Annotated in this window: 20 protein-coding genes and 1 riboswitch; of the genes, 11 read left to right on the forward strand and 9 right to left on the reverse strand. The window is 68.2% G+C overall.

Going from position 1 to position 25920, the window contains the following annotated elements; all coding sequences use genetic code 11:
* Nucleotides 1-2: 2 nt before the first annotated feature.
* From AADV74_RS02180 to AADV74_RS02200, 5 genes are read right to left on the reverse strand one after another with little or no spacing between them, the layout of a single operon-like run.
* Nucleotides 3-1145, reverse strand: coding sequence for a cysteine desulfurase family protein (locus AADV74_RS02180; RefSeq protein WP_342111377.1), 1143 nt, complete (start codon nucleotides 1143-1145; stop codon nucleotides 3-5).
* Entirely contained in the window at nucleotides 1142-2038 is an 897-nt protein-coding gene (nadC, locus tag AADV74_RS02185; RefSeq protein ID WP_342111379.1) for a carboxylating nicotinate-nucleotide diphosphorylase, read from the reverse strand. Before nadC ends, AADV74_RS02180 begins: the two co-directional genes overlap by 4 nt.
* A complete protein-coding gene (gene nadB / locus AADV74_RS02190; RefSeq protein WP_342111381.1) occupies nucleotides 2032-3648 on the reverse strand; it encodes an L-aspartate oxidase in 1617 nt (538 codons plus the stop codon). Before nadB ends, nadC begins: the two co-directional genes overlap by 7 nt.
* Before the next feature lie 2 nt (nucleotides 3649-3650).
* Nucleotides 3651-5048 carry a quinolinate synthase NadA gene (nadA, locus tag AADV74_RS02195; RefSeq protein ID WP_342111383.1) on the reverse strand — a complete coding sequence of 466 codons (1398 nt, stop codon included), beginning with the start codon at nucleotides 5046-5048 and terminating at the stop codon, nucleotides 3651-3653.
* Complete coding sequence (locus AADV74_RS02200; RefSeq protein WP_342113081.1) at nucleotides 5045-5857, reverse strand: NUDIX hydrolase; 813 nt, start codon at nucleotides 5855-5857, stop codon at nucleotides 5045-5047. Before AADV74_RS02200 ends, nadA begins: the two co-directional genes overlap by 4 nt.
* Before the next feature lie 301 nt (nucleotides 5858-6158).
* Between AADV74_RS02200 and AADV74_RS02205 the strand changes: the two genes are divergently transcribed.
* The 4 genes from AADV74_RS02205 to gcvP all read left to right on the forward strand — a co-directional run bounded on the left by AADV74_RS02205 (nucleotide 6159) and on the right by gcvP (nucleotide 11363).
* Nucleotides 6159-6518, forward strand: a complete 360-nt coding sequence (locus tag AADV74_RS02205; protein WP_342111385.1) for a DUF1294 domain-containing protein — start codon at nucleotides 6159-6161, stop codon at nucleotides 6516-6518.
* Nucleotides 6519-6575: 57 nt separating this feature from the next.
* A riboswitch (glycine riboswitch) is annotated at nucleotides 6576-6663 on the forward strand.
* A 208-nt stretch (nucleotides 6664-6871) separates the two neighbouring features.
* Entirely contained in the window at nucleotides 6872-7993 is a 1122-nt protein-coding gene (gene gcvT, locus AADV74_RS02210) for a glycine cleavage system aminomethyltransferase GcvT (protein ID WP_342111386.1), read from the forward strand.
* A 41-nt stretch (nucleotides 7994-8034) separates the two neighbouring features.
* Nucleotides 8035-8406: a glycine cleavage system protein GcvH gene (gene gcvH, locus AADV74_RS02215; RefSeq protein WP_056167056.1), complete on the forward strand. Its 372-nt coding sequence runs from the start codon at nucleotides 8035-8037 to the stop codon at nucleotides 8404-8406.
* Between the two features lie 50 nt (nucleotides 8407-8456).
* Nucleotides 8457-11363, forward strand: a complete 2907-nt coding sequence (gene gcvP, locus AADV74_RS02220) for an aminomethyl-transferring glycine dehydrogenase (protein WP_342111389.1) — start codon at nucleotides 8457-8459, stop codon at nucleotides 11361-11363.
* 494 nt (nucleotides 11364-11857) lie between these two features.
* On the opposite strand, the gene AADV74_RS02225 is transcribed toward gcvP, so the two are convergent.
* Nucleotides 11858-12667, reverse strand: coding sequence for a CPBP family intramembrane glutamic endopeptidase (locus AADV74_RS02225; protein ID WP_342113082.1), 810 nt, complete (start codon nucleotides 12665-12667; stop codon nucleotides 11858-11860).
* A 251-nt stretch (nucleotides 12668-12918) separates the two neighbouring features.
* Between AADV74_RS02225 and AADV74_RS02230 the strand changes: the two genes are divergently transcribed.
* The 6 genes from AADV74_RS02230 to AADV74_RS02255 all read left to right on the forward strand — a co-directional run bounded on the left by AADV74_RS02230 (nucleotide 12919) and on the right by AADV74_RS02255 (nucleotide 21021).
* Nucleotides 12919-14547 carry a peptide ABC transporter substrate-binding protein gene (locus AADV74_RS02230; protein WP_342111390.1) on the forward strand — a complete coding sequence of 543 codons (1629 nt, stop codon included), beginning with the start codon at nucleotides 12919-12921 and terminating at the stop codon, nucleotides 14545-14547.
* Between the two features lie 185 nt (nucleotides 14548-14732).
* Nucleotides 14733-15662, forward strand: coding sequence for an ABC transporter permease (locus tag AADV74_RS02235; protein WP_342111393.1), 930 nt, complete (start codon nucleotides 14733-14735; stop codon nucleotides 15660-15662).
* Nucleotides 15652-16599, forward strand: coding sequence for an ABC transporter permease (locus AADV74_RS02240; protein WP_342111394.1), 948 nt, complete (start codon nucleotides 15652-15654; stop codon nucleotides 16597-16599). Before AADV74_RS02235 ends, AADV74_RS02240 begins: the two co-directional genes overlap by 11 nt.
* Nucleotides 16596-18353 (forward strand): dipeptide ABC transporter ATP-binding protein, encoded by a 1758-nt coding sequence (locus AADV74_RS02245; RefSeq protein ID WP_342111396.1) that lies wholly within the window; start codon nucleotides 16596-16598, stop codon nucleotides 18351-18353. The genes AADV74_RS02240 and AADV74_RS02245 overlap by 4 nt, the downstream gene beginning before the upstream one ends.
* Nucleotides 18354-18566: 213 nt before the next feature.
* A complete protein-coding gene (typA, locus tag AADV74_RS02250) occupies nucleotides 18567-20477 on the forward strand; it encodes a translational GTPase TypA (RefSeq protein ID WP_342111398.1) in 1911 nt (636 codons plus the stop codon).
* Nucleotides 20478-20592: 115 nt separating this feature from the next.
* On the forward strand, nucleotides 20593-21021 hold the full coding sequence (locus tag AADV74_RS02255) for a hypothetical protein (protein ID WP_342111400.1): 429 nt from the start codon (nucleotides 20593-20595) through the stop codon (nucleotides 21019-21021).
* A 110-nt stretch (nucleotides 21022-21131) separates the two neighbouring features.
* Here AADV74_RS02255 and efeB read toward each other — a convergent pair whose 3' ends face one another.
* The 3 genes from efeB to efeU all read right to left on the reverse strand — a co-directional run bounded on the left by efeB (nucleotide 21132) and on the right by efeU (nucleotide 24700).
* A complete protein-coding gene (gene efeB, locus AADV74_RS02260) occupies nucleotides 21132-22487 on the reverse strand; it encodes an iron uptake transporter deferrochelatase/peroxidase subunit (protein WP_425287237.1) in 1356 nt (451 codons plus the stop codon).
* 79 nt (nucleotides 22488-22566) lie between these two features.
* Nucleotides 22567-23772: an iron uptake system protein EfeO gene (efeO, locus tag AADV74_RS02265; RefSeq protein WP_342111404.1), complete on the reverse strand. Its 1206-nt coding sequence runs from the start codon at nucleotides 23770-23772 to the stop codon at nucleotides 22567-22569.
* 40 nt (nucleotides 23773-23812) lie between these two features.
* Nucleotides 23813-24700 carry an iron uptake transporter permease EfeU gene (efeU, locus tag AADV74_RS02270; RefSeq protein WP_342111406.1) on the reverse strand — a complete coding sequence of 296 codons (888 nt, stop codon included), beginning with the start codon at nucleotides 24698-24700 and terminating at the stop codon, nucleotides 23813-23815.
* Between the two features lie 170 nt (nucleotides 24701-24870).
* Here efeU and AADV74_RS02275 point away from each other — a divergent pair, with 170 nt between their 5' ends.
* Nucleotides 24871-25830, forward strand: coding sequence for a hypothetical protein (locus AADV74_RS02275; RefSeq protein ID WP_342111408.1), 960 nt, complete (start codon nucleotides 24871-24873; stop codon nucleotides 25828-25830).
* Nucleotides 25831-25920: the final 90 nt, after the last annotated feature.

The raw sequence follows: 25920 nt of genomic DNA on the forward strand, positions 1-25920 counted from the left end.
GCTCAGTTCCGGATGCCGCTGACGGCGTCGACAGCCTGTGCTGCCGCGGTGGCCGCCGTCGCGAGGTCGTCGGGCGTCGTCGTGCTCGCCAGCGTGAAGCGCACGGCGGTCTGGGCGACCCCGGCATCGAGTCCGAGCGCAAGCAGCACGTGCGAGGCATCGTCGCTGCCGGCGGCGCACGCCGATCCGCTCGAGCACACGACATCGCGCTGCTCGAGTTCCAGGAGGACGGCCTCACCGCTCGTGCCCGGGAACACGAATGACGCCGTGCCCGGGAGGCGGTGCGTCGCGTCGCCGGTCAGTCGAGCCGAGGGGACCGATGCGAGCACGGCCGCGATGAAGTCGTCTCGGTGCGCGCTCACCCTGGCCGCGGCATCCGCTCGCTCGGATTCCGCGAGACGCAGGGCCGTCGCGAAGGCGACGGCTCCAGCGACGTTCTCGGTGCCGCTGCGGCGCTCGCGCTCCTGCCCGCCGCCGTGCAGCACGGGCTCGAGCGGGATGCGCCCGCGCACCACGAGAGCCCCGATGCCCTTGGGGGCGCCGACCTTGTGGCCAGCCAGGGTGAGAGCGTCGACGCCGAGGTCGTCGATGCCCAGGGGGAGCCATCCGGCGGCTTGAACGGCGTCGGTGTGGAATGGGACTCCGCGGGCAGCCGCGATGGCGGCCAGCTCGGGAAGAGGCTGCACGGTGCCGATCTCGTTGTTCGCATACTGGATGCTGATCAGCGTCGTGTCGTCGCGGATGGCCCCGGCGAGGTCGTCGACCGAGACGATGCCGGCAGAGTCGACGGGCAGCAGGGTCACCTCGAAGCCGTGCACGCGCTCGAGGAACGCCGCGGACTCGAGCACGGCCTCGTGTTCGATCGGCGTGGTGATGATGTGTCGACCGCGGGGCGTGGCCAGCGCGATGCCCTTGATCGCCAGGTTGTCCGCCTCGGTGCCGCCCGAGGTGAAGACGACGTCACCAGCACGCGCGCCGACGATGCGGGCCACCTCGGCGCGGGCCTCGCGCAGCCCGCGTGCGGCGATCTCGCCAACGCCGTGCACACTCGACGGGTTGCCGAAGCTCCCGGTGAGGTACGGCCACATGGCCTCGATCGCCTCCCGGCGCACGGGAGTCGTCGCGGCGTTGTCGAGGTAGATCACCGTGTGGCCGGGGTCGTGACCGGGGCCGATTCCGCGCCGGATGCCTCGATGACGACGTCGAGCCCCAGGTCGAGCGAGCGCACGGAGTGCGTCAGCGCACCGACCGAGATGACGTCGACGCCGGTGGCGGCGATGGCGGCGACGGTGTCGAGGTTCACGCCTCCGCTGGCCTCGACGATGGCGCGACCGGCCACGAGTGCGACACCCTCGCGCAGCTGGTCGGGGCTGAAGTTGTCGAGCATGATCGTGTCGATTCCGGCTGCGAGCACGGGCTCGATCTGGTCGATGCGATCGACCTCCACCTCGAGGTGCGTCGTGTGCGACAGCCGGGCGCGAACCGCGAGCAGCGCATCCGTCACCGACAGGCCACCGGCGGTGAGAACGGCGAGATGGTTGTCCTTGGCCATGACGGCGTCGGAGAGCGAGTGCCGGTGGTTGTGCCCGCCGCCGTCGCGCACGGCCTGGCGCTCGAGCACGCGCAGTCCAGGAGTGGTCTTGCGGGTGTCGACGATGCGCGCGCCGGTGCCCGTCGTCGCGGCGACGTACCGGGCCGTGAGGGTGGCGATGCCGGCCATGCGCTGCACGAAGTTGAGACCGATGCGCTCCGCCTGCAGGATGCCGCGGGCGGGCCCGGTCACCTCTGCCAGCACTGTGCCGGTCTCGAACACGTCGCCGTCGGACGCCTTCGGCGTCACGACGACGTGCGGATCGGTGAGGCGGAACGCAGCCTCGAAGACGCGGGCTCCGCTGAAGACGCCGGGCTCGCGCGCCACGAGCTGGGCAGTGGCGGTTGCGGTCTCGGGGATGAGCGTCGCCGAGGTGACGTCGCCCCAGGGGGCGTCCTCCTCGAGCGCTGCGGCCACGATGCGGTCGATGGCGGCGGGGGTCAGCATGCGAGGGATTCCTCTCGGAGGGGAGTGCGAACGGCGAGGTGCGGGTTCGCGACGGGGTAGTCGGAGCGGAAGTGGGCGCCGCGCGATTCCTCGCGGGCGAGCGCTGCGGCGACGATGAGGCGGGCGAGGTCGAGCAGGTTGGCGTCCTCGAGAACCGAGGCATCACACACGGCCTCGGTGTCGGGCCTGGGCAGCGCGGCGAGGGCCGCACGGGCGTGCCGCAGGCCGTCGCCGGAGCGCAGCACGCCGGCGTGCTCCCACAGGACGGCCTGGATCGAGAGGCGGAGTCCGCTGTCCGTGCTGGAAAGCGATGAGTCTCTGTCCGACGCGCCGACGAGGTCGGTGGGCAGGGAGGCGTCGGACTCAGAAGTTCCTCGCCTTCCGGCACCGTCGCCGGCGACGACCGCCGCCGCCGCCAGATCGCGCACCGCCCGATCGGCGAAGACCGCGGCCTCGAGCAGCGAGTTCGACGCCAACCTGTTGGCCCCGTGGACACCCGTGCAGGCCACCTCGCCGATCGCGTAGAGGCCGGCGAGCGACGTGCGTCCCCAGGTGTCCGTCGCGACGCCGCCCATCCAGTAGTGCGCAGCAGGGGAGACGGGAACGGGTTGAACGGCCCAGTCGTAGCCGGCGGCCCGGCAGGCGGCGGTGATGGTCGGGAACCTCGTCTCGAGCACATCTCGTCCGAGCGCCGTGGCGTCGAGCAGGACGGGCTCACCTCCCTGGGCGGCCATCTCGACGGCGATGGCCCGGGCGACGACGTCGCGGGGAGCGAGTTCGGCGAGCGGATGCGCGTCGAGCATGAAGCGCTCGCCGTGGGCGTCGAGCAGCACGGCGCCCTCGCCGCGCACGGCCTCCGAGACGAGGGGCGTGCCCGGCACGGCCAGCGCCGTCGGATGGAACTGCAGGAATTCGAGGTCGGCCATGCGCGCACCGGCTCGCCAGGCGGCCGCTGCTCCGTCGCCGGTCGCGACGGCAGGGTTCGTGGTGTGCCTGAAGAGCTGGCCGGCTCCGCCGGTCGCGAGGATGACCGCATCCGCCCGGATCTCCCACCGGGAGACCGCAGCTGCTGCGGGTGGTGCCGATGCAGTTGGCCCGGCGGAACCCTGCACCAGGGCGCCCACGACGCCGTCGGCATCCGTCAGCAGGTCCACGAGCATGGTGTGCTCGTGCACGACGGCCGCTCGGTGGCGCACCGTCGCGATCAGCGCGTGCTCGATCGCGAAGCCCGTGGCGTCGCCGCCCGCGTGCAGCACCCTGGCCCGCCTGTGGGCCGCCTCGAGGCCGCGAGCCAGGCCGGAGCCGGACTCATCGCCGTCGAAGGCGACGCCGAAGCGGATGAGGTCTCGCACCCGAGCCGGCCCCTCGTCGACGAGCACGCGGGCGGCATCGATGTCGCAGAGACCGTCGCCGGCGCTCAGGGTGTCGAGGAGGTGGGCGTCGGCCGAGTCGTCGGGGAACAGCGCGGCCGCGATGCCACCCTGGGCGTAGGCGGTGTTGCTCTCGGCGAGGGCGCCCTTCGTCACGAGCGTGACGCTGTGGCCCGCATCCGTGGCGCGAACAGCCGCGAACAGCCCGGCGAGGCCGCTGCCGATCACCAGGACGTGCATGATCAGGCTCCGACGAACGAGACGACAGGGGCGGGAGCAGGGGCGATGACGGATGCGGATCCGCCGCCGGATGCCGGGGGCCTGGCCGCAAGCATCCGTTCGAGGGCGACGCGTGCAGGTGCCGCGACATCGTCGCCCACCGTGATTCGGTTGAGCACCTCGGCCGGTCGCTCGGCCGAGCCGACGAGCGCTTCGAGCACCCAGGCGAGGTAGCCGGGGTGGATGCGGTACATCGTCGAGCAGGGGCAGATCACCGGGTCGAGGCAGAAGATGGTGTGCTGCGGGTACTCGGCTGCGAGGCGCTGCACCAGGTTGATCTCGGTGCCGATGGCGAAGGTCGAGCCGGCCGGGGCCGCCGCGATGGCCTTGGTGATGTAGTCGGTCGAGCCGTACTCGTCGGCTGCGTCGACCACCGCCATCGGGCACTCGGGGTGCACGATCACGCGCACGCCGGGGTGGTCGACGCGGGCCTGGGCGATCTGGTCGACGGTGAAGCGACGGTGCACGCTGCAGAAGCCGTGCCACAGGATGACCCGGGCATCGAGCAGGTCAGCCGCGCTCGACCCGCCGAGGGCTTTGCGCGGGTTCCACATCGGCATCTGCTCGAGCGGAACCCCCATGGCCTTCGCGGTGTTGCGGCCGAGATGCTGGTCGGGGAAGAACAGCACACGCTGGCCGCGCTCGAACGCCCACGCCAGAACGGTCTCGGCGTTCGAGGAGGTGCAGACGATGCCGCCGTGCTCACCGCAGAAGCCCTTGAGGGCTGCCGAGGAGTTCATGTACGTCACGGGAATGACGGGAACGCGGCCGTCGGCATCCGGCTCCGTGCCGTAGAGGGCCTCGAGCTGCTCCCAGCACTCCTGCACCGAGTCGATGTCCGCCATGTCGGCCATCGAGCATCCGGCGGCGAGGTTCGGCAGGATGACGGCCTGCTCCGGACGCGACAGCAGATCGGCGGTCTCGGCCATGAAGTGCACGCCGCAGAAGATGATCGCCTCGGCGTCGGGCTTGGCCTTCGCAGCGTTCGCCAGCTGGAACGAGTCGCCCACGAAGTCGGCGTAGGCGATGACCTCGTCGCGCTGGTAGAAGTGCCCCAGGATCACGACGCGCTCGCCGAGGGTCGCCTTCGCGGCACGGATGCGTGCGTCGAGTTCGTCGGCGGATGCCGTTCGATACGCGGCGGGCAGCTCGCCCTGCCGCGGCGAGCCGACCGGGATCACGTCACCCATCGACGATCCCGGGCCGTAGCTCAGGGGGCCGGCGTCGAACTCCCAGGGGCCGGCAGCGAGGGCGGGGGAGCAGGTGCTGCCCTCGGCCTGACCCGCCTGGACCGACTGGATGGTGCGGTCGACGGATGCATCGACGGATGCCCCGCCGAGCTCGATGCGCGAGATCGTCATCGCTGTTCTCCTGTGTGTGAATCGGACGGAGTGGAAGAAGGGGCGGACGCAGCGGCGCCGACCGCGCCGGATGCAGCCGTGCCGGGCACCGACTCCGGCCCGAGCGGCCCGCGGTCGGCGAGGTCGATGGACGCGTTGTAGCGGTAGAGCCGGGGTGGGCGATGCCGGGTGCCGGCGACGACCTCGCCGGTGGCGACGACGGTTCCGGAGGCCTCGACCGTGCGCCTGAAGTTCGCGGGATCGATGTGCCGCTGCAGCACGGCCTCGTGCACCTCACGGAGCTCCGCGAGGGTGAAGGTCGCGCCGAGGAAGGCATGCGCGATGGCGGCGTACTCCACCTTGGTGCGCAGGCGCCAGAGCGCGTACTCGATGATGCGGTTGTGGTCGAAGGCGAGCAACGGCAGTTCGTCGGCAACGAACCAGCGCACGTTCTCGCTCTCGGCTGCGCGCTCGGCCTCGGCCGACTGCACCAACGCCCAGTAGACCACCGAGACGACTCGGCGGCCGGGAGAGCGCTCCAGCTCGCCGAAGGTGTACAGCTGCTCGAGGTAGGTCGGGGCGAGTCCCGTGGTCTCACCGAGAGTGCGGGCCGCGGCGCTCACGAGTTCCTCGTCGACCGGGAGCCAGCCGCCGGGCAGCGCCCAGAGCTCCTTCTGCGGATCGCGCGTGCGACGGACCAGAGGGATCCAGAGCGTCATGCGCCCCGTCGTCTCGTGCGGACGCAGGGCGAAGATGACCGTCGACACGGCCAGGGCGGCGTCGCTCGCCACGCCCGGGGCCCGCTCGGGGCTCGCATCCGTTCCGGTCATCTCAGACATCCGTTCAGTCGGATCGAGTAAAGGTCACAGTGACCATAACTAGGTGAGATCACCTTACAGTCATCTCAACCTGAACTCCAAATCGATGCGTGCCGGCACCATGGGCTCCTGCCGGTACGATCTCGCCTATGGCACGGACGACCTATGAATACACCGGCACTCTGGCCTCGTGGAACGACGAGAAGGGCTTCGGCTTCGTCGACCTCGGCGACGGCAGTCGTCCGTGCGCCTGACTGCCGTCGACCGGGGCCGCGATCGCAGGCGTGCCCGCCCAGGTGCCAAGGACGGTGCCTTGGCGAGCCTGATCACGGTGGTCGCCTTCGCCGGTGTCTGGATCGCCATCGCCGTGACCTGGGGCGTGCCGGAGTGGGCGGGCGTCGTGTACGGCATCGTCGGTGTCGTGACGTTCATCGCCTACTGGCGGGACAAGCGGGCTGCGCGTGCGGCACGCTGGCGGGTCTCCGAGTCGACGCTGCTCACGCTGGGACTCTTCTGCGGATGGCCCGGCGCGATCGCCGCACAGCAGCTCCTCAGGCACAAGACCACCAAGCGGTCGTTCCGGTCGGCGTTCTGGTTCACAGTGGCCATCAACATCATGTTCTTCGTAGCGGTCGCCTGGGTCATCGCGCACCCGGAGATCGTCGGCGGCTGATCGCGGGGGAGTCCCGCCAACCCGGTAGACTGGCCGCACAATCGCATATCGGGCCATCGACGCCTTGCGGGAGAGCCGGATCAGCCGGCACCGACGGAGCAAGCCTCCCCGCCAATCTCTCAGGTCACTACACCGCAAGAACGAGGCCGCTCTGAAAAGTGGGTTCGCTGCGCGAACCCAGGTCGAGTAGGGCCCGGCGTCAGCCGGACCCGTATCGAGACCCCAGCGCAGCGCATCCCGCCGACGGTGAAAGTCCGTGCGCCTCGTGCGCCGGGTGAAACTCTCAGGCCAATGACAGAGGGGGAGTTCCCAGCGACTTCGGTCGCGCCTTCTGCGCACACTCTGGAGAACTCGTGTCCGATCGTCTCAGCCCCCTGCACGACCTGCACGTCACGGCCGGAGCCGGCTTCACCGACTTCGGTGGCTGGCAGATGCCGGTCCGCTACTCCAGCGATCTCGCCGAGCACCACGCCGTGCGCACGACCGCCGGCATCTTCGACATCTCGCACATGGCCGAGATCCTGGTCGAGGGCACGGATGCCGCCGCCTATCTCGACTACGCCCTCGCCGGCAAGCTCAGCGTCATCGCGCTCGGCCAGGCGAAGTACAGCCTGCTGCTGACCGAGTCGGGCGGAATCATCGACGACCTCGTGGTCTACCGCCTGGGCGAGCAGAAGTTCCTCGTTGTGGCCAACGCCGGCAACCGCGCCGCAGCCGTCGCGGCCCTCACCGAGCGCGCCGCCGACTTCGACGTGCGCGTCGAGGACCAGAGCGACGACATCGCCCTCATCGCCGTGCAGGGGCCGAACGCCCGCGCCATCCTCGAGGCCACGACGGCCATCACCGAGCTCGGCACCCCGCTCGCCGACCTCAAGTACTACTGGTCGAGCGAGGGCTACTTCGAGGGCGTCCCGCTCTTCGTCGGCCGCACCGGCTACACGGGCGAAGACGGCTTCGAGCTCTATATCAAGACGGATGCCGCCGCGCGACTCTGGGTCGCCCTCACCCAGGCCGGCGCCGACCACGGCCTCGTTCCTGCCGGACTCGCCAGCCGCGACACCCTGCGGCTCGAAGCGGGCATGCCGCTCTACGGCCACGAACTCGGACTCGACACCTTCCCGGTGCAGGCCGGTCTCGGCCGCGTCGTCGCGCTCGCCAAGGAGGGCGACTTCGTCGGACGCGCAGCCATCGAGGCCGGTCCGGCCGCCGACGCCCGCGTACTCGTGGGAATCGTCGCCGAGGGCAAGCGCGCCGGGCGCGCTGACTACGAGGTCTACGCATCGACCGAGTCGGATGCCGCTGCCGTCGGCGTCATCACGAGCGGCGCCCTGTCTCCGACGCTCGGCCACCCGATCGCGATGGCCTACGTCGACGCTGCGGTGTCCGAGGTCGGCACCGAGCTTTTCATCGACGTGCGCGGCACGCGGATCCCGGCATCCGTCGTCGCCCTTCCGTTCTACAAGCGCCAGAAGTAACTTTCACCCCAATTCTCCACACCCCCTGAGAGGACGCCATCATGGCTGACAAGACCACGCTCCAGTACACCGCCGAGCACGAGTGGGTGCTCGTCGACGGCGACACCGCCACCGTCGGCATCACCGCCTACGCCGCTGACAAGCTCGGCGACGTCGTGTTCGTCGACCTGCCCGCCGTCGGCACCGAGGTCGAGGGCGGCGTCGTCGTCGGCGAGATCGAGTCGACGAAGTCGGTCGGCGAGCTGTTCGCCCCCATCGACGGAACCGTCGCCGAGATCAACGACGCCGTCGTCGACACCCCCGAGCTGGTGAACTCCGACCCCTTCGGCGACGGATGGCTCATCAAGGTGACCTTCACCGAGCTGCCCGCCCTGCTCTCCTACGACGAGTACTCGGCCATCGTCGGCGAGTAGCCGAGTCTCCTCCATCCCGTATCTTCGAACCTGATCGGATCACGCGCGCAATGACTTCAGCCTCCTCGGCCTTCGACATGGACGCCTTCGGGCGTCGCCACATCGGCGTCGGCCTCGACGCCCAGGCCGCGATGCTCACCGAGCTCGGCTACGACTCTCTGGAATCGCTGATGTCGGCCGCGGTTCCGGCGTCGATCGCGATCGGCGAGCACCTGACCTCGGTCATCCCCGAGGCGGCGACCGAGCGTGAGGCCCTGGCCGAGCTGCGGTCCCTGGCCGACCAGAACACCGTGCGCACCTCGCTCATCGGCCTCGGCTACTACGGCACCATCACGCCGGCGGTTATCAAGCGCAACGTGCTCGAGAACCCCAGCTGGTACACGGCGTACACGCCGTACCAGCCCGAGATCTCGCAGGGTCGCCTCGAGGCCCTCATCAACTTCCAGACCATGGTCACCGACCTCACCGGACTCGACACGGCCAATGCGTCGATGCTCGACGAGGGCACGGCCGTCGTGGAGGGCATGCTGCTGGCCCGCCGTGGCTCGAAGTCGAAGAGCCCGAGATTCATCGTCGATGACGACGCCTTCCCGCAGACGGATGCTCTTCTCGCCTCACGCGCCGAGGCCGTGGGCATCGAGCTCGTCCGTGCTCCGCTGGCGCGCCTCGACGAGGCTGGTTTCGCCGGACTCGGCGACCACTTCGGCGTCTTCGTGCAGTACCCGGGAGCCTCGGGCAACCTCTGGAACCCCGCCGCGATCCTCGCAGCGTCGAAGGCGCAGGGCGGCCTCACGGTCGTCGCCGCCGACCTGTTGGCCCTCGCGCTGGTGACCAGTCCCGGCGAGCTCGGCGCCGACGTCGCCGTCGGCACCAGCCAGCGCTTCGGTGTTCCCATGGGCTTCGGCGGACCGCACGCCGGCTACATGGCCGTGCGGGCAGGCCTCGAGCGCCAGCTTCCCGGTCGACTGGTCGGAGTGTCGCAGGATGCAGATGGCCACCCTGCCTACAGGCTCAGCCTGCAGGCACGCGAGCAGCACATCCGCCGCGAGAAGGCCACGTCGAACATCTGCACGGCGCAGGTGCTCCTGGCGGTCATGGCGTCGATGTACGCCGTCTACCACGGCCCTCGCGGCATCCGCTACATCGCGACGAAGACGGCCCTCTCGGCTCGCGCCCTCGCGGCCACCCTCACCGAGTACGGCCTCACGTTGGCGAGCGACGACTTCTTCGACACCATCCGCGTGAACGTGCCCGGCCTGGCTTCGACCGTGGTCGAGCGCGCCCGCGAGCTCGGCTACAACGTGCACCTCGCAGGGGACGCCACGGTCGGAGTGTCGGTCGACGAGACCACCACGACGGATGACCTCGCGGCCATCGCTCACGCCTTCGGCCTGCCCGAGCGCCTCGAGATCTCCCTCGACTACTCCGTCGACGCAGTGAAGGCGGCCGTTCCGGTCGACCTCGCCCGCGACGGCGGCTACCTCGAGCACCCTGTGTTCAACACCCACCACTCCGAGACGGCGATGATGCGCTACCTCAAGCAGCTGGCCGATCGCGACTACGCCCTCGACCGCGGCATGATCCCGCTCGGCTCCTGCACCATGAAGCTCAATGCGGCCACCGAGATGGAGGCCGTCACCTGGCCGGAGTTCGGCTCGCTGCATCCGTTCGCCCCCGAAGCCGACGTGGTCGGGTCGCTCGCCCTCATCGAGCAGCTCGAGAACTGGCTCGCCGAGGTCACGGGCTACGACTCGGTGTCGTTGCAGCCGAACGCAGGCAGCCAGGGCGAACTCGCCGGCCTTCTCGCCATCCGCGGCTATCACCGCGCGAACGGTGACGTGCAGCGCACGGTCTGCCTCATCCCCTCGAGCGCACATGGCACCAACGCGGCGTCGGCGGTGCTGGCCGGCATGAAGGTCGTCGTCGTCGCCTGCGACGAGCTCGGCAACGTCGATCTCGACGACCTGCGCGCGAAGATCGCGGCCAACGCCGACACCCTCGCGGCGCTCATGATCACCTACCCGTCCACGCACGGCGTCTACGAGCACGAGGTCACGGCCATCACGCTGGCCGTGCACGATGCCGGCGGACAGGTCTACGTCGACGGCGCGAACCTCAACGCGCTGCTCGGATTCGCACGTTTCGGCGACTTCGGCGGCGACGTCTCGCACCTGAATCTGCACAAGACCTTCTGCATCCCGCACGGCGGCGGCGGACCCGGAGTCGGTCCCGTGGCGGCGAAGGCGCACCTCGCGCCGTTCCTGCCCGGCCACCCGATGGCCCAGCGCCGCGACCACGGGATCTACAACCACGACGGCGGACCCATCTCAGCGGCTCCGTACGGCAGCCCGAGCATCCTGCCCATCTCCTGGGCCTACGTGCGCATGATGGGCGCTGAGGGCCTCAAGCAGGCGACCGGAGCCGCCGTGCTGAGCGCCAACTACATTGCCGCCCGACTGCGCGAGCACTACCCGGTGCTCTACACGGGCGACAACGGCCTCGTCGCCCACGAGTGCATCCTGGACCTGCGTCCTCTCACGGCGGCCACGGGCGTGAGCGTCGACGACGTGGCCAAGCGCCTCGTCGACTACGGCTTCCACGCGCCGACCATGTCGTTCCCCGTCGCGGGCACCCTCATGGTCGAGCCGACCGAGAGCGAGGACCTCGCCGAGATCGAGCGCTTCATCGAGGCCATGATCGCGATCAAGGGCGAGGCGGATGCCGTCGCTCGAGCCGACTGGCCGGCCGACGACAACCCGCTGCGCAACGCCCCGCACACGGCCCGATCGGTGATCGAGGGGGAGTGGACGCACCCGTACACCCGCGAGCAGGCCGTCTACCCCGTGCACTCGCTCATCCGCACGAAGTACTGGGCTCCGGTGCGCCGCATCGACCAGGCCTACGGCGACCGCAACCTCGTGTGCGCCTGCCCGCCGATCGAGGCGTTCGCGGAGTAGGCGCCTCTCCTGTTCGCTGAGGTCCGGCCCGAAGGTCGCGACCGAAGCGCTTCGAGCGCGGGCTTCGCCCGGCCCTCAGCGAGCAGGAACTCTAGCCATCCGGCCCCTCCCGGCGTACCGTTGCGAATCTAAGCGACGTCTACGTCGGGAGGATGCCATGAACGTCTTCGATCTGCTCTGGACGACGGCCTCGTTCGGTTTCGTCGGCCTCATCGCCGCCCTGTCCGTGATCGGCAACCGGATGAGTCTCGAGTCGCGGGCCGCGGCGCTGCAGCGAACAGATCCGGGACGGGCATCCGCTCTGCTGCAGGCGCAGGCCGTGAGCGACCATGCCTACGGCCTGGGCGCGTGGATGCCGGAGGTCATGGTCGTGTGCACGCCGTCGCGACGCGCCGCCCTCGCCCACGACGACGAGGCGGAGCGGCCAGTGGCGCCGCCGCTGCCCGTGCTGCCGCTGCACGTCGCGGCGGAGGAGCATGTGGCGACAGGCAGGGTCAGAACAGTCCAGGCCACCACACGACGGCCAGCGGATACCCGACGAAGGACACCACATCCAGAATCGTGTGAGCGATGACGAGTGGCATCGTGCGCCCCCAGCGCCAGTAGCACCATCCGAAGACCACCCCCATCGCGGCATTGCCGAGGAACGGCCCGAAGCCCTGGTACAGGTGGTAACTGCCGCGCAGCACCGCGCTCGACAAGATGATCTGCCACTTGCCCCAGCCGATCTCGCGCAGGCGGGTGAACAGGTAGCCCACGATGATGATCTCCTCGGACAGGGCTGAGCGCAGCGCCGCGAAGACGAGGATCGGAATCGTCCACCACGCGGTGTCGAGTGGTGACGCCTGCACGTCGACGGTGATGCCGATCAGGCGACCGCCGGCGTAGAGCGCGAGCCCCGGGATGCCGATGGCCGCCGCCAGGCCGAGGCCGCCGAGAGCATCCCGTCCCGGACGTGTCAGGTCGAAGCCGATGCGGCGGAAAGGGTTGATGCCGGGCTGCCAGAGCAGGTAGAACACGAGCGCCACGGGAGCCAGATCGAAGAGGACGCCGAGGAACTGGTAGGTGAAGTCGAGCCACTCACGGGGCGACTGCGACGGATTGAGCGAGGTCGACTGATCGCCGAGCGCGGTCTCGGCTGTCACCCGAGCGATGATCGCCACGATGGAGTACACCGCGCTGGCTCCCAGCGAGAGTCCCAGAACTATCGCGATCTCGATCCAGAGACGACGACGGATGCCGCGCGACGCTGTACCCCGATCGCCGTTTCCGGCCTCTGATCGGCCTGAATAGGCGCCCTGCATGTCACTCATGTGGCCATCCTGTCATTCTCGAGCGCGAAACCACCGACACCGTTCGGCAAACGCGCGTGGGGCGCAATGATCTTGCGAGGAACCGTCACCAGCTGCAGATTCACGGTCGGCCAGGTTTCTGATCTGTAACGTTTCCCGGCACAGTTTGGTTTCTGCCTCCCCGCTCCATATTTTGTAGGTACTCAGGCCATCGTGCGCGCTCGAATAACGAGGCGGCGAAGCCCTTTTCACCAGGAGGAACATTGAGAACCAAGAGATTTGGCGTTGCAGCCATCGCTCTTGCCGCGGCGGGAGCACTCATCCTGTCCGGCTGCAGCACCGGCGGCGGCGGAGACGAGGCGCCCAAGGGCGACACGACCGCGATCATCACCACGGACGGCACTGAACCCCAGAACCCGTTGATCCCGACCAACACCAACGAGGTCGGCGGTGGAAAGATCCTCGACGAAATCTTCGCGGGCCTCGTCTACTACGACGCCAAGGGCGCTCCGGTGAACGACATGGCCGAGTCCATCGAGTCCGACGACGCGACCACCTACACGATCAAGGTCAAGGCAGACCAGAAGTTCACCAACGGTGAGCCCGTCACGGCCGAGTCCTTCGTGAAGGCATGGAACTACGGTGCCGCTCTCGACAACGCGCAGCTCTCGAGCTACTTCTTCGAGTCGATCAAGGGCTTCAGCTACGACGTCAACGTTCCTGAGCTCGAAGGCCTCAAGGTCGTCGACGACCTCACCTTCACGGTCGAGCTGAACCAGCCGGAGTCCGACTTCCCGCTGCGCCTCGGCTACTCGGCGTTCTACCCGCTGCCCGAGGCAGCATGGGAGGACATCGCCGCATTCGGTGAGAACCCGATCGGAAACGGCCCATACAAGCTCGCCGAAGAGGGAGCGTGGGAGCACAACGAGAAGATCTCGCTCGTCAAGAACGATGACTACACCGGTGGCCGCAAGCCTGCCAACGGCGGACTCGACATCATCTTCTACGCCACGCAGGAAGCGGCATACGCCGACCTCCAGGGTGGCAACCTCGACGTCCTGACCGCGATCCCCTCGGGCGCGCTCGGCACCTACGAGGACGAGTTCGGCGACCGCAGCGTCAACCAGGCTGCTGCTGTCTTCCAGTCGTTCACCATCCCGGCGCGACTGCCGCACTTCTCGGGCGAAGAGGGCAACCTCCGTCGTCAGGCCATCTCGATGGCCATCAACCGCGACGAGATCACCGACGTGATCTTCTCGGGCACCCGTACGCCGGCCCACGACTTCACGTCGCCGGTCATCGACGGCTACTCCGAGGACCTTGAAGGCTCCGAGGTGTTGGACTACAACCCCGACGAGGCCAAGAAGCTCTGGGCAGAGGCTGACGCCATCGCCCCGTGGGACGGCACCTTCAAGATCGCCTACAACGCCGACGGCGGCCACCAGGGCTGGGTCGACGCAGTGTCGAACAGCATCAAGAACGTTCTCGGTATCGACGCCTCCGGCGACCCGTACCCGACGTTCGCCGAGGCTCGCACGAAGATCACCGACCGCTCGATCCAGACGGCGTTCCGTACCGGATGGCAGGCCGACTACCCGGCTCTGTACAACTTCCTCGGACCGCTCTACGGCACGGGTGCAGGCTCGAACGACGGCGACTACAGCAACCCTGAGTTCGACCAGCTCCTCTCGGACGGCCTCGCTGAGACCGACCTCGACGCTGCGAACAAGAACTTCCAGGACGCACAGGTCATCCTCTTCAAGGACCTCCCGGCAATCCCGCTCTGGTACGCGACCGTCAACGGCGCATGGAGCGAGACCGTCGAGAACGTCGAGTTCGGCTGGAACTCGGTGCCTCTGTACAACGAGGTGACGAAGACCGCCGCCGAGTAATTCTCGTGGCACACCGCTGAGGGGTTAGTATTCCTGAAGCACTCTGTGGGGCGGTAGCTATCAGCTGCCGCCCCACTCCCACGCTCGACCTCCGAATAGCGTCACAGCGCTACTCTGAGATGATCGAGCTTGAAAGACAGATTGGTTCTCTCATGCCAAAAACCCCGGATTGCGGGGCCTGATCCATGGCCGGCTACATCCTCCGTCGAGTGCTCCAGGCTGTGCCTGTCCTCCTCGGCACGACGTTCCTCATCTACTTCATGGTCTTCGCCATGCCGGGTGACCCGATCGTCGCCCTGTTCGGAGACAAGACCCCGAACCCGGCGGTCATCGAGCAGCTGCGTGAGCGCTACCACTTCGACCAGCCGTTCATCGTGCAGTACCTGCTGTTCCTCAAGGGGATCTTCGTCGGCGACTTCGGCATCTCGTTCTCCGGGCAGCCCGTCACCGAGATCCTCGCGAAGACCTTCCCGGTGACGCTGCGTCTCGCAGCCCTCGCGATCTTCTTCGAGATGGTCGCCGGCATCGGCGTCGGCCTCATCGCGGGTCTGCGCAAGGGCAAGTTCTTCGACTCGAGCGCCCTCGCCGTCAGCCTCGTCCTGATCTCGGTTCCGGTCTTCGTCATCGCGTTCGTCGCCCAGCTCGTCTTCGCCATCCAGCTCGGCTGGTTCCGAGCGACGGTCGGCCCGGGTGCGCCACTGCAGGACCTGATCCTGCCGGCGCTGGTGCTCGCGACGATCAGCTTCGCGCAGATCCAACGACTGACACGGTCGTCAGTCATCGAGACCAGCGGTCAGGACTTCGTTCGCACTGCTGCGAGCAAGGGCCTCAGCCGCCGTCGCATCGTCCCCGTGCACATCCTGCGCAACTCCCTCATCCCCGTCGTCACCTACCTCGCCGTCGACTTCGGCACGCTGATGGTCGGCGCGACGGTGACCGAGGGAATCTTCAACGTGCCCGGAGTCGGGCGCACCCTGTACCAGGCCATCATCCGGGGTGAACGCCCCACAGTCGTCGCGTTCGTCACGGTCATGGTGCTGATCTACCTCGTGGTGAACCTGCTGGTGGATCTGCTGTACGCCGTTCTCGACCCGAGGATCCGTTATGCAAAGTAGAAACTCCCAGCAGAATCACTTCGTCGCGCCTCTCGAGGAGACGCCGCTCGTCGCGATCGACCAGGTCAAGACCGAGGGCAAGCCCTCGAATCTCTGGATCGACGCCTGGCACGATGTGCGCAAGCGTCCGATGTTCTGGATCTCCTCTGTGATGATCCTCGTGATCGTCACCGTCGCGCTCTTCCCGTCGCTGTTCACCTCCGTCGACCCGACGTTCTGCGAGCTCTCCAAGAGCCTCGACGGACCCGGCGGCGACAGCGTGCTCGGCTACACCAAGCAGGGCTGCGACATCTACTCCCGCATCATCTACGGCACTGGCACCTCGTTGTCGGTGGGAATCATCGTCACGGTGCTGGTCTTCGTGCTGGGCATCGTCTTCGGCGCGCTGGCCGGGTTCTACGGCGGCTGGGTCGACGGCGTGCTGTCCCGCGTCGGCGACATCTTCTTCTCGATCCCCTACATCCTCGCCGCCGTCGTCATCATGAGCGTCTTCTCCGCGTACCGCAGCGTGTGGATCATCTCGCTGGCGATCGGAATCTTCGCGTGGCCGTCGACGGCCCGAGTTCTTCGAGCAGAGATCTTCAGGGTGAAGAACGCCGATTACGTCATGGCCGCGACGGCCATCGGAGTCTCGCGCTTCCGCATCCTGGTGCGTCACGTGCTCCCCAACTCGATCGCACCGGTCATCGTCGTCACGACGATCTCGCTCGCGGCCGCCATCGTCGCCGAGGCGACGCTGTCGTTCCTGGGCGTCGGACTTCCGAGCACGACCATGTCGTGGGGCAACGACATCAGCCAGGCGCAGAACGACCTCCGGGTCGCTCCGCAGACGCTGATCTACCCATCGATCGCCCTCTCGCTCACCGTTCTGAGCTTCATCATGCTCGGCGAGGTCGTGCGTGACGCGCTCGACCCGAAGGCGAGGGCCGCACGATGAGCTCAGCGACGAGAGAGAACGACGGGAACACCGTGAACTCACAGAACGACGAACGCCCCATCCTCGAGATCACGGATCTCGAGGTGGGCTTCAACACCCAGAACGGCCTCGTGAAGGCCGTCGACGGTGTGAACATCACCCTGTACCGCGGGCAGTCGCTCGCGATCGTGGGGGAGTCCGGCTCGGGCAAGTCGACGACGGCGCACGCCATCATCAACCTGCTTCCCGGCACGGGCAAGATCACCGGCGGGTCGATCAAGCTCGACGGTCAGGAGATCTCCACGGCCTCGCCCAAGGAGATGGAGGACATCCGCGGTCGCCGGATCGGATTCGTGCCGCAGGACCCGATGTCCAACCTCAACCCCGTGTGGAGCATCGGCTTCCAGGTGGAGGAGGCCATCTCGGCCAACGGAATCGCCAGCGGCAAGAAGGCAGTGCGCGAGCGCGCCATCGAGGTGCTGAAGCAGGCCGGTCTCGGCGACGCCGACCGGCGTCTCAAGCAGTACCCGCACCAGTTCTCGGGCGGTATGCGCCAACGCGTGCTCATCGGCATGGGCCTGGCCGCCAACCCGCAGCTGCTGATCGCCGACGAGCCCACCTCGGCTCTCGACGTCACCGTGCAGCGTGTCATCCTCGACCACCTCGAGACCCTGACGCGCGACCTCGGCACGACCCTGCTGTTCATCACGCACGACCTCGGCCTCGCCGCCGAGCGCGCCGAGCAGCTCGTGGTCATGTACAAGGGCAAGGTCGTCGAGTCGGGGCCGTCGGCGAAGATCCTCAAGGATCCGCAGCACCCGTACACGCAGCGACTGGTCGCCGCGGCACCGAGCCTCGCCTCGCGCCGTATCCAGGCGAGCGATGCGCCTCTCGCCCAGCTCGACATCCACGCCCCGGCCGCAGCCGAGGTCGTCGACCTCATCGCGACGGCCGAGAGCCGTGCCGAGGCGCGCGAGGCCGCCGGCACCCTTCCGCCGGCGATCGTGGTGGAGGACCTGACGAAGGTCTACAAGATTCGCGGATCGGGTGAGTTCAAGGCCGTCGACAACGTCTCGTTCCAGATCGCCAAGGGAACCACCATGGCGCTCGTCGGCGAGTCCGGCTCGGGCAAGTCGACCGTCGCGAAGATGCTGCTGAAGCTCGAGGACGCGACCAGCGGCAAGATCATCGTCGGTGGCAAGGACCTCAACGCACTCGGCGGCAAGGAGCTCTTCAACCTGCGCAGCCGCATGCAACCGGTGTTCCAGGACCCGTACGGTTCCCTGAACCCGCTGCGCAACATCGGCAACACGATCAGCGAGCCGATGTCGGTGCACGGTGTCGGAACGCGCAAATCGCGGCAGGCGCGAGTGTTCGAACTGCTCGATCAGGTGTCGCTGCCGAAGACGCTCGTGAGCCGCTACCCGAACGAGCTGTCGGGCGGACAGCGCCAGCGCATCGCCATCGCGCGCGCCCTGGCACTGAAGCCCGAGATCGTCATCCTCGACGAGGCCGTGTCAGCACTCGACGTGCTCGTGCAGGCTCAGATCCTCCGCCTGCTCGCCGACCTGCAGGCCGAGCTCGACCTGACCTACCTCTTCATCACGCATGACCTCGCCGTCGTGCGCGTGATCGCCGACCACGTGGCGGTCATGCAGAAGGGCAAGATCGTCGAGTACTCGAGCACCGACGAGGTCTTCGACAACCCGCAGCAGCAGTACACGCAGGATCTCCTGGCGGCCATTCCCGGAGCGAGCATCGAGCTCGCCTCCTAGGTTCAGGCGTCTGGATGGTGAACGGCGGGTCCGCATGGACCCGCCGTTCAGCATTACAGGCTAAACTTGTGTGATTGGGCTGTGCGCACTTCAGCGCGCCGACCCGCAGACCCCACCTGAGCGCCGCATCCGCGACGCCTTGCGCGCCCGACACCGAGCTCCAGCCCGATGTTGTGAAAGAGCGCGAACCGAAGAAACCCAAGGACAAGACATATGGCAATCGCCCTGCGCTCAGACATCCGGAATGTGGCCATCGTGGCCCACGTCGACCACGGCAAGACGACTCTCGTCGATGCCATGCTCGGTCAGACCCACTCCTTCTCCGACCACGCCCACGTCGAAGAGCGCGCGATGGACTCCAACGAGCTCGAGCGCGAGAAGGGCATCACGATCCTCGCCAAGAACACGGCGATCTCCTACAACGGCGTGCACGCCACCGATGGTCCCATCACGATCAACGTGATCGACACCCCGGGCCACGCCGACTTCGGTGGCGAGGTCGAGCGCGGCCTGTCCATGGTCGACGGCGTCGTGCTCCTCGTGGATGCATCCGAGGGCCCGTTGCCCCAGACCCGCTTCGTGCTGCGCAAGGCCCTCGAGGCCAAGCTTCCCGTCATCCTGCTGGTCAACAAGACCGACCGTCCCGACGCGCGCATCGACGAGGTCGTCGCCGAGAGCCAGGACCTCCTGCTCGGCCTCGCCTCCGACATGGCGGACGACGTGCCCGACCTCGACCTCGACGCCATCCTCGACGTCCCCGTCGTGTACGCCTCGGGTCGCAACGGCGCCGCCAGCCTGAACAAGCCGGAGAACGGCACCCTGCCCGACAACGATGACCTCGAGCCCCTATTCGGTGCCATCCTCGAGCACATCCCCGCTCCGAAGTACGACGATGAGGCACCCCTGCAGGCCTGGGTCACCAACCTCGACGCGTCGCCGTTCCTCGGCCGCCTCGCGCTGCTCCGCGTCTTCAACGGCACGCTCAAGAAGGGCGAGACCGTCGCCTGGGTGCGCCACGACGGCCAGGTGAAGAACGTCCGCATCACCGAGCTGCTGAAGACCCGCGCGCTCGACCGCTACCCGGCCGAGAGCGCAGGCCCCGGTGACATCGTCGCCGTCGCCGGATTCGAGGACATCACCATCGGTGAGACCCTCGCCGACCCCGACGACGTCCGTCCGCTTCCGCAGATCCACGTCGACGAGCCCGCCATCTCGATGACCATCGGAACCAACACCTCGCCGCTCGTCGGCAAGGTCAAGGGCCACAAGCTCACCGCGCGCATGGTCAAGGACCGCCTCGACCGTGAGCTGGTCGGAAACGTCTCGCTCAAGATCGTCGACATCGGACGCCCCGACGCCTGGGAGGTGCAGGGCCGCGGAGAGCTGGCCCTCGCCATCCTCGTCGAGCAGATGCGACGCGAGGGCTTCGAGCTCACCGTCGGCAAGCCGCAGGTGGTCACCAAGCGCGTCGACGGCAAGCTGCACGAGCCTTTCGAGCACCTGACCATCGACGCTCCCGAGGAGTACCTCGGTGCGATCACGCAGCTCATGGCCTCGCGCAAGGGCCGCATGGACAATATGGCCAACCACGGCACCGGCTGGGTGCGTATGGAGTTCATCGTTCCCTCGCGCGGCCTCATCGGCTTCCGCACCGAGTTCCTCACCACCACGCGCGGCACCGGCATCGCCAACGCCATTTCGCACGGCTACGAGGAGTGGGCCGGTGAGATCATCACCCGCAACAACGGCTCGATCGTCGCCGATCGCTCCGGCGTCGTCACCCCGTTCGCCATCATCGCGCTCCAGGAGCGCATGAGCTTCTTCGTGAACCCCACCGAAGAGGTCTACGAGGGCATGGTCATCGGCGAGAACTCGCGCGCCGACGACATGGACGTGAACATCACCAAGGAGAAGAAGCTGACCAACATGCGTCAGTCCACCTCCGACACCTTCGAGTCGATGACGCCGTCGCGTCAGCTCTCGCTCGAGGAGTGCCTCGAGTTCGCCCGCGAGGACGAGTGCGTCGAGGTCACCCCGGCCAACGTGCGCATCCGCAAGGTGGAGCTCGACGCCCAGTCGCGTGCCCGCTCGACCTCGCGCCTGAAGAAGCAGAACCAGAACTAGTCGCTCGCGACACCTCGGGTGCCGGCATCCGTCTCTCCTGCAGAGCGGATGCCGGCACCTGTGTTTTCTCCGGGTGCCGCGCGTACGCTGGAACGACTCGAACCTTGGAGAGACCATGTTGTTCCGCACCCGCCTGGCCGTACCCGCCATCGCCGTCGCCCTCCTGATGACGCCGACACTCGCCGGCTGCGGCGTCGTCGAGTCGGCCGTCGACCAGGCCACAGGAGGACAGGTGAGCGTGGGCGGCGAACTGCCGAAGGGCTGGCCGGAGGAGGTGCCCGTGGTCGACGGGAAGATCCTGGTGGGAGCCGGCGGCCAGGGTGACGGCGGCAGCGGATGGATCGTGACCGTCGACGCTACAGCGGCCGATCCCATCGCGGAGGCCACGACGCAGCTCGAGGAAGCCGGCTTCAGTGTCGACAGCGCCGCCGAGGCCTCGACGGACGACGGCGGCTTCGTCGCCATGAAGAACGAGAACTACAGCGTGCTGGTGGCGGGCACGAAGGACGGCCTGCTCTACACGGTGACGCCTGTCGGTCCGTGACCAACCTGCTCGCTGAGGCCCGGACGAAGTCCGCGGTCGAAGCGTGCACGGGCCGATGCGCCGCGGATGCGCTTCGGACGGTCGCTACGTTCGGTCCTCAGCGACCGGAGTCAGGCCAACAGCGGCGCGCCCACGTACGAACCCTCGCGGGCTCCGGGCGGGATCGCGAAGATCGCCGATCCGACGTGCTTGATGTACTCGTTGAGCGCATCGGCCGCGAGACTGCGCTGGATGCCGATGAACTGTTCCGGTGAGCGCTGGTACGACATGAAGAAGAGGCCGGCGTCGAGGCGGCCGAGCTCGTCGTTGCCGTCGACGAAGTTGTAGCCCCGCCGCAACAGGCTGGCGCCCTTGTTGACGGTCGGATGGGCCAGTCGCACGTGAGCGTCGGTGTCGATCGCCGGTGTGCCCGCGCCGGTCTCCGCTTCGAAGTCGGGCTCGGTGAACTCGGTGCCGCCCGAGAGCGGCGCACCCTCGCCCTTGTCGCGTCCGATCACGCGTTCCTGTTCCTCGAGCCTGGTGCGGTCCCAGGTCTCGATGATCATGCGGATCTTGCGGGTGACGAGATAACTGCCGCCGGCAAGCCACGCGGGGGAGTCCGTCGACCCCACGAACACCTGGTCGTCGACCAGCTTCGCGTCCTCCGACTTGACGTTCGCGGTGCCGTCCTTGAATCCGAACAGGTTGCGGGGGGTCAGCTGAGAGGTCGACGTCGAGGAGGTGCGCCCGAAGCCGAGCTGCGACCAGCGGATGGAGGCGCGGCCGAAGGCGATGCGGCTGAGGTTGCGGATGGCGTGAACGGCGACTTGCGGGTCGTCGGCGCAGGCCTGGATGCAGAGGTCGCCGCCGCCGAGTTCCGGCCGGAGTGAATCACCGGAGAACCGCGGAAGCCTGGTGAGCAGCTGGGGGCGCTGAGCAGCGATGCCGAAGCGATCCTCGCCGTCGTCGGTCGAGAACAGCGTCGGGCCGAAGCCGAAGGTGATCGTGAGGCCTGCCGCCGGAAGTCCGAGGGCCTCGCCGGTGTCTGCAGGCGGCGCCAGCGGCGAGCCGCCGACGGCTCCGCCATCCGTCACCTCGAGCCCCTGGGTCATGCGGGCGGCGGCGTACGTCCAGTCCTGCAGCAGCTCGATGAGGTCGTCGCGGCCGGCGCCCGCTGCCATGTCGTAGGAGGCGAAATGCAGGCGGTCCTGGGCCGGTGTCGTGATGCCGGCCTGCCTGGCGCCGTAGAAGGGGTAGATCGCATCGCGCTGCGATGAGGCGGATGCCGCAGCCGCTCCGGCCGCGGCCCCTGCTGCTCCGCCGACGACGAGCCCGGCGGCTCCGGCGCCGACGAGTCCGAACAGGCCGCGGCGGGAAAGACCGGACGGCCGGCTGCCGGTGGCGTCGGCAGCGCTCTCGGCCGGCTCGGCGGCGCTCGTGTTCTCGGGCGCCGAATCGGGGCCGGCGTCAGGATTCATCCCGCTCATGGTACTTCCTGTTGCCGTGGAAACCCTGACGAGCCGGACTGCACGCTCTCCGCAGACCGGCTCGTGTCAGGAGGTCAGGTCACGCGCCGAGCACCAGCGCCGTGAGCTGCGAGAGCGGCTCGGACAGGGCGTTCACCTGGTCGGAGAGCTCCTTGCGCTGCGCATCCGTCACCGTCGTGTAGTCGACGAAGCCGTCGTCGATGCTGCCGTACTGCGCGAGCAGCGCATCGAGGGCATCGAACTCGCTCTGGATGTCATCGACGAGCTTCTCGCCGTCGTCGCCCTTGCTGCGGGCGATGGCCTCGACGTTGCCGAAGGCCACCTCGGCGCCCTGCACGTTGGCCTGGAAGTCCGTCAGGTCGGTTCCCGACCACCAGTCCTCCTCGCCGCTGATCTTGCCGCTGGCGACCTCGTCGAGCAGGCCGATCGAGCCGTTGCTGATGTCGGCGACACTCACCGTGAAGTCGTCGGCGTTCACGAGGTCGTGCAGCTCCTGCGTGTCGGCGATGAGCCCGGCCGCGAACGCTGTGCGCTCGGTAGTCGTCGATGGCGCCCAGTCGAGGAAGGCGCTGGTGCCGTCGGAGTTGAGGTCGCCCTGGGCCGGCGGCCAGAGGTCCTTCTCAATGCGGTGGAAGCCGGTCCAGTCGAGGCCCTCGGCCACGGCGTCGACCTCGCGGTAGTCGATCTTCGGGTCGAGATCGCCGAACGCCTCTGCCGTGGGCTCGATGCGCTCGTAGAAGGCGCGGGTCTGGGCGAACAGGCCACGTGCCGTCTCGTCGTCGCCCGAGGCGTACGCCGCGGTGAAGGCGGAGACGGCGGGGATGAGCTCGCCGACCTGCGAGCGGATGTAGGCGATGTAGTTGGTCACGGCGGCATCGTTGAGCTCTGCGGCATCCGCGTCGATGGCGGTGGCGTCACCGGTGACGGTGAATTCGGCCAAGCCGATGGGGGAACCGATGAGCTGGAACTTGCAGGCCGTGTAGTAGGTGCCTGGCTCGAGCTGGGCGACATAGGAGACCGTCTGGCCCGGCGTCACATTCTCCTTCTCGCCGACGATGCGCAGCTTGTCCTCTGCGAGGATCTCGAACTCGTTCACGTCGGTTCCGGAGTTGCTGAGCTCGAACGTGACGGCACCGGATGCCGTGGTGTCCGTCGCGACATCGCAGGCGTCGTCGGTGATGGCGACGGCGACGGCTGAGCCCCCGGCGTTGTTGGGCACGCAGCCCGTGAGGGTGAGGGCGATCAGCCCAACGCCGGCCAGGCCGACGGACAGAGTTCTCTTCATGGATGGTCTCCTGTGGTGGACGTGCTGCTGGGAAAGGGGATCAGGCCGAGCGAGGTGCGGCGCCGCTGTCGGCAAGGGCGGCCTCCGGAGCGCGGAGGGCCACCGGCGCCTGAGCTGCCGGTGCCGAGCGGGTGAAGACCTGGCGCAGGAAGAGGGCTGTGACGATCGAGGCGTAGCCGACCCACCCGATCACCTGGGCCCAGGTGGGCTCCGGCGTGAAGTTGAACACGCCGCCGAGAAGGGTGCCGTACCAGCTCGACGGCGGGATGGCGCCGGCCAGGCTGTATGCGGGCTGGCCCCAGCCGGGGATGACACCGGCCTCCTGCAGATCCCCGATGCCGTAGGCGAAGACGCCGGCGGCGACGAGGATGAGGAACAGGCCCGTCCAGGTGAAGAAGCGCGAGAGGTTGATGCGGATGAGTCCGCGGTAGATCAGGTACGAGATCGCCACGGCGGTGATGATGCCGAGCACGGCGCCGATGGTGGCGATTCCGGCGTCGCCGCTGGAGTTCACCGTCGCCCACACGAACAGGGCGGTCTCGATGCCCTCGCGGCCCACGCTGAGGAAGCCGAGGACGACGATTCCGGATGCGGCGCCGGTGAGGGCGACGTCGAGCTTGGACTGCAGGTCGTGCTTCAGGCCGCGGGCGTGATTGCCCATCCAGAAGATCATCCAGGTGACGAGGGCGACCGCGAGGATCGACAGCGTGCCGCCGAGGATCTCCTGGGCCTGGAAGCTCAGGCCGTACGGGCCCCACGTGAGGATCGCACCGACGCCGAGCGACAGCACGACGGCGAAGCCGATCCCGAACCAGAGCCGTGGGAGCACATCACGTCGGCCGAGCTTCGAGAGGTACGCCACGAGGATGCCGACGATGAGGCCGGCTTCGAGGCCTTCACGCAGGCCGATGAGAAAGTTTGCGAGCACGCTGATTCCGAGGGGAGCAGAGGAGGGAGGGGAGTAATGGTAAGGCTAACCTAACCGGCTTCGACTCTAACCCGCGACCCCGGTGGTGTCCAGCCCGGGCGCGGTCGACGCAGCCTAGAATCCTTCCTGGGCGTCCGCCCACGATCAACTCACGGGGGAACGGGGCAGCCATGGCGAATCGAGCGGATCGAGCCGTCTTCGTCTTCCCCGACGCCCGCTCCGCCGTCGCCGTCGCGGGCGGAACCATGGCCCGAGTGGTCGAGGAGGGCGGCACGTCCACTCTCATCACGGCCCTGCCGCTCTCGGCAGGGGAACTCGACGCACTCGCCCGTCTCACCGGCGGCGACCACGTCGTCGCGGCCGGTCCGAGCGACGTCGTCGACGTGGCGGAGAGCCGGGCCGCCACTGTCCTGATCGCGCCAGGGATCGCGACGCCGGCTGCCTCAGCCGTGGCGCGCGCCGCCGGAGACGCCGCGCTGCTCCTCGGGGTTCCGCTCTACCGGGTGACGGATGCCGCCGACCCCGACGGCTCGGACCCTGATGCCGGCCCGCCCGCCCGCCGCATCGACATCGGACTGCAACGCGACGCCAAGCTCGATGCCCTGGCCGTGCTGGGTGGCGCGACGGCAGCCACCACCGCGGCCGCCGGCGCCACGACCGAGAGCTTCGACAGGGTCGAGGAGCGCACGTCGGGGCCGAGCGCTGCGACCAGGCGAGCGGCATCCGTCACCGAGACCGGCACGCTCGGCAACCGTCTCGGCACGGCCGCGCTCGCCTTCGTCATCGGCGCCGTGTACGGGGCCATCGGAACCGTCGCCCACACGATCTCGGTCTCCATCGCCGGCATCGACATTCCCATCGGGTTGATACTCTCCGTCATCGCGGTGGTCTCGCTGCTCGTTGGCCTGCGGCTCGTCATCCACGACAAGCTCGTGGTCGGTGCCTGCGCCGTCGGGGTCATCGGCATCGTGGCCCTGTTCACCCTTCCGAGCGCCGGCGGTTCCGTCCTCATCCCGCAGGGGATCGCGAGTGTCATCTGGACCGTGACGCCGGCGTTCACCGCGGCGCTGGTGCTGGCCTGGCCGTCGCTGCCACCGCGCGCCGAGCGCCAGCATCGCGCGACGGCGTGAGGGGCCGCCTCGCGCGGGACGGCGGCCCTGCCGCGACTCCCGTTCGGGTTGCGTAGACTTGCGGGTACGCCGTTGAAGGGACTCCTGCAC

It is taken from the genome of Leifsonia stereocauli (assembly GCF_038432415.1).
In the GTDB taxonomy this organism is placed as follows: Bacteria; Actinomycetota; Actinomycetes; order Actinomycetales; family Microbacteriaceae; genus Orlajensenia; species Orlajensenia stereocauli.

Bases quoted from the DNA above. Each gene is read 5' to 3' on its own strand.
- AADV74_RS02200 (WP_342113081.1), bottom strand. From the start codon at position 5,857: ATGACCGGAACGGATGCGAGCCCCGAGCGGGCCCCGGGCGTGGCGAGC.
- AADV74_RS02275 (WP_342111408.1), top strand. From the start codon at position 24,871: ATGGCGAATCGAGCGGATCGAGCCGTCTTCGTCTTCCCCGACGCCCGC.
- nadB (WP_342111381.1), bottom strand. From the start codon at position 3,648: ATGCACGTCCTGGTGATCGGCAGCGGCCTCGCCGGGCTGTTCGCGGCT.
- AADV74_RS02245 (WP_342111396.1), top strand. From the start codon at position 16,596: ATGAGCTCAGCGACGAGAGAGAACGACGGGAACACCGTGAACTCACAG.
- AADV74_RS02240 (WP_342111394.1), top strand. From the start codon at position 15,652: ATGCAAAGTAGAAACTCCCAGCAGAATCACTTCGTCGCGCCTCTCGAG.
- gcvP (WP_342111389.1), top strand. From the start codon at position 8,457: ATGACTTCAGCCTCCTCGGCCTTCGACATGGACGCCTTCGGGCGTCGC.
- AADV74_RS02225 (WP_342113082.1), bottom strand. From the start codon at position 12,667: ATGCAGGGCGCCTATTCAGGCCGATCAGAGGCCGGAAACGGCGATCGG.
- nadA (WP_342111383.1), bottom strand. From the start codon at position 5,048: ATGACGATCTCGCGCATCGAGCTCGGCGGGGCATCCGTCGATGCATCC.
- gcvH (WP_056167056.1), top strand. From the start codon at position 8,035: ATGGCTGACAAGACCACGCTCCAGTACACCGCCGAGCACGAGTGGGTG.
- AADV74_RS02235 (WP_342111393.1), top strand. From the start codon at position 14,733: ATGGCCGGCTACATCCTCCGTCGAGTGCTCCAGGCTGTGCCTGTCCTC.
- nadC (WP_342111379.1), bottom strand. From the start codon at position 2,038: ATGCTGACCCCCGCCGCCATCGACCGCATCGTGGCCGCAGCGCTCGAG.
- typA (WP_342111398.1), top strand. From the start codon at position 18,567: ATGGCAATCGCCCTGCGCTCAGACATCCGGAATGTGGCCATCGTGGCC.
- AADV74_RS02255 (WP_342111400.1), top strand. From the start codon at position 20,593: ATGTTGTTCCGCACCCGCCTGGCCGTACCCGCCATCGCCGTCGCCCTC.
- efeO (WP_342111404.1), bottom strand. From the start codon at position 23,772: ATGAAGAGAACTCTGTCCGTCGGCCTGGCCGGCGTTGGGCTGATCGCC.
- efeB (WP_425287237.1), bottom strand. From the start codon at position 22,487: ATGAGCGGGATGAATCCTGACGCCGGCCCCGATTCGGCGCCCGAGAAC.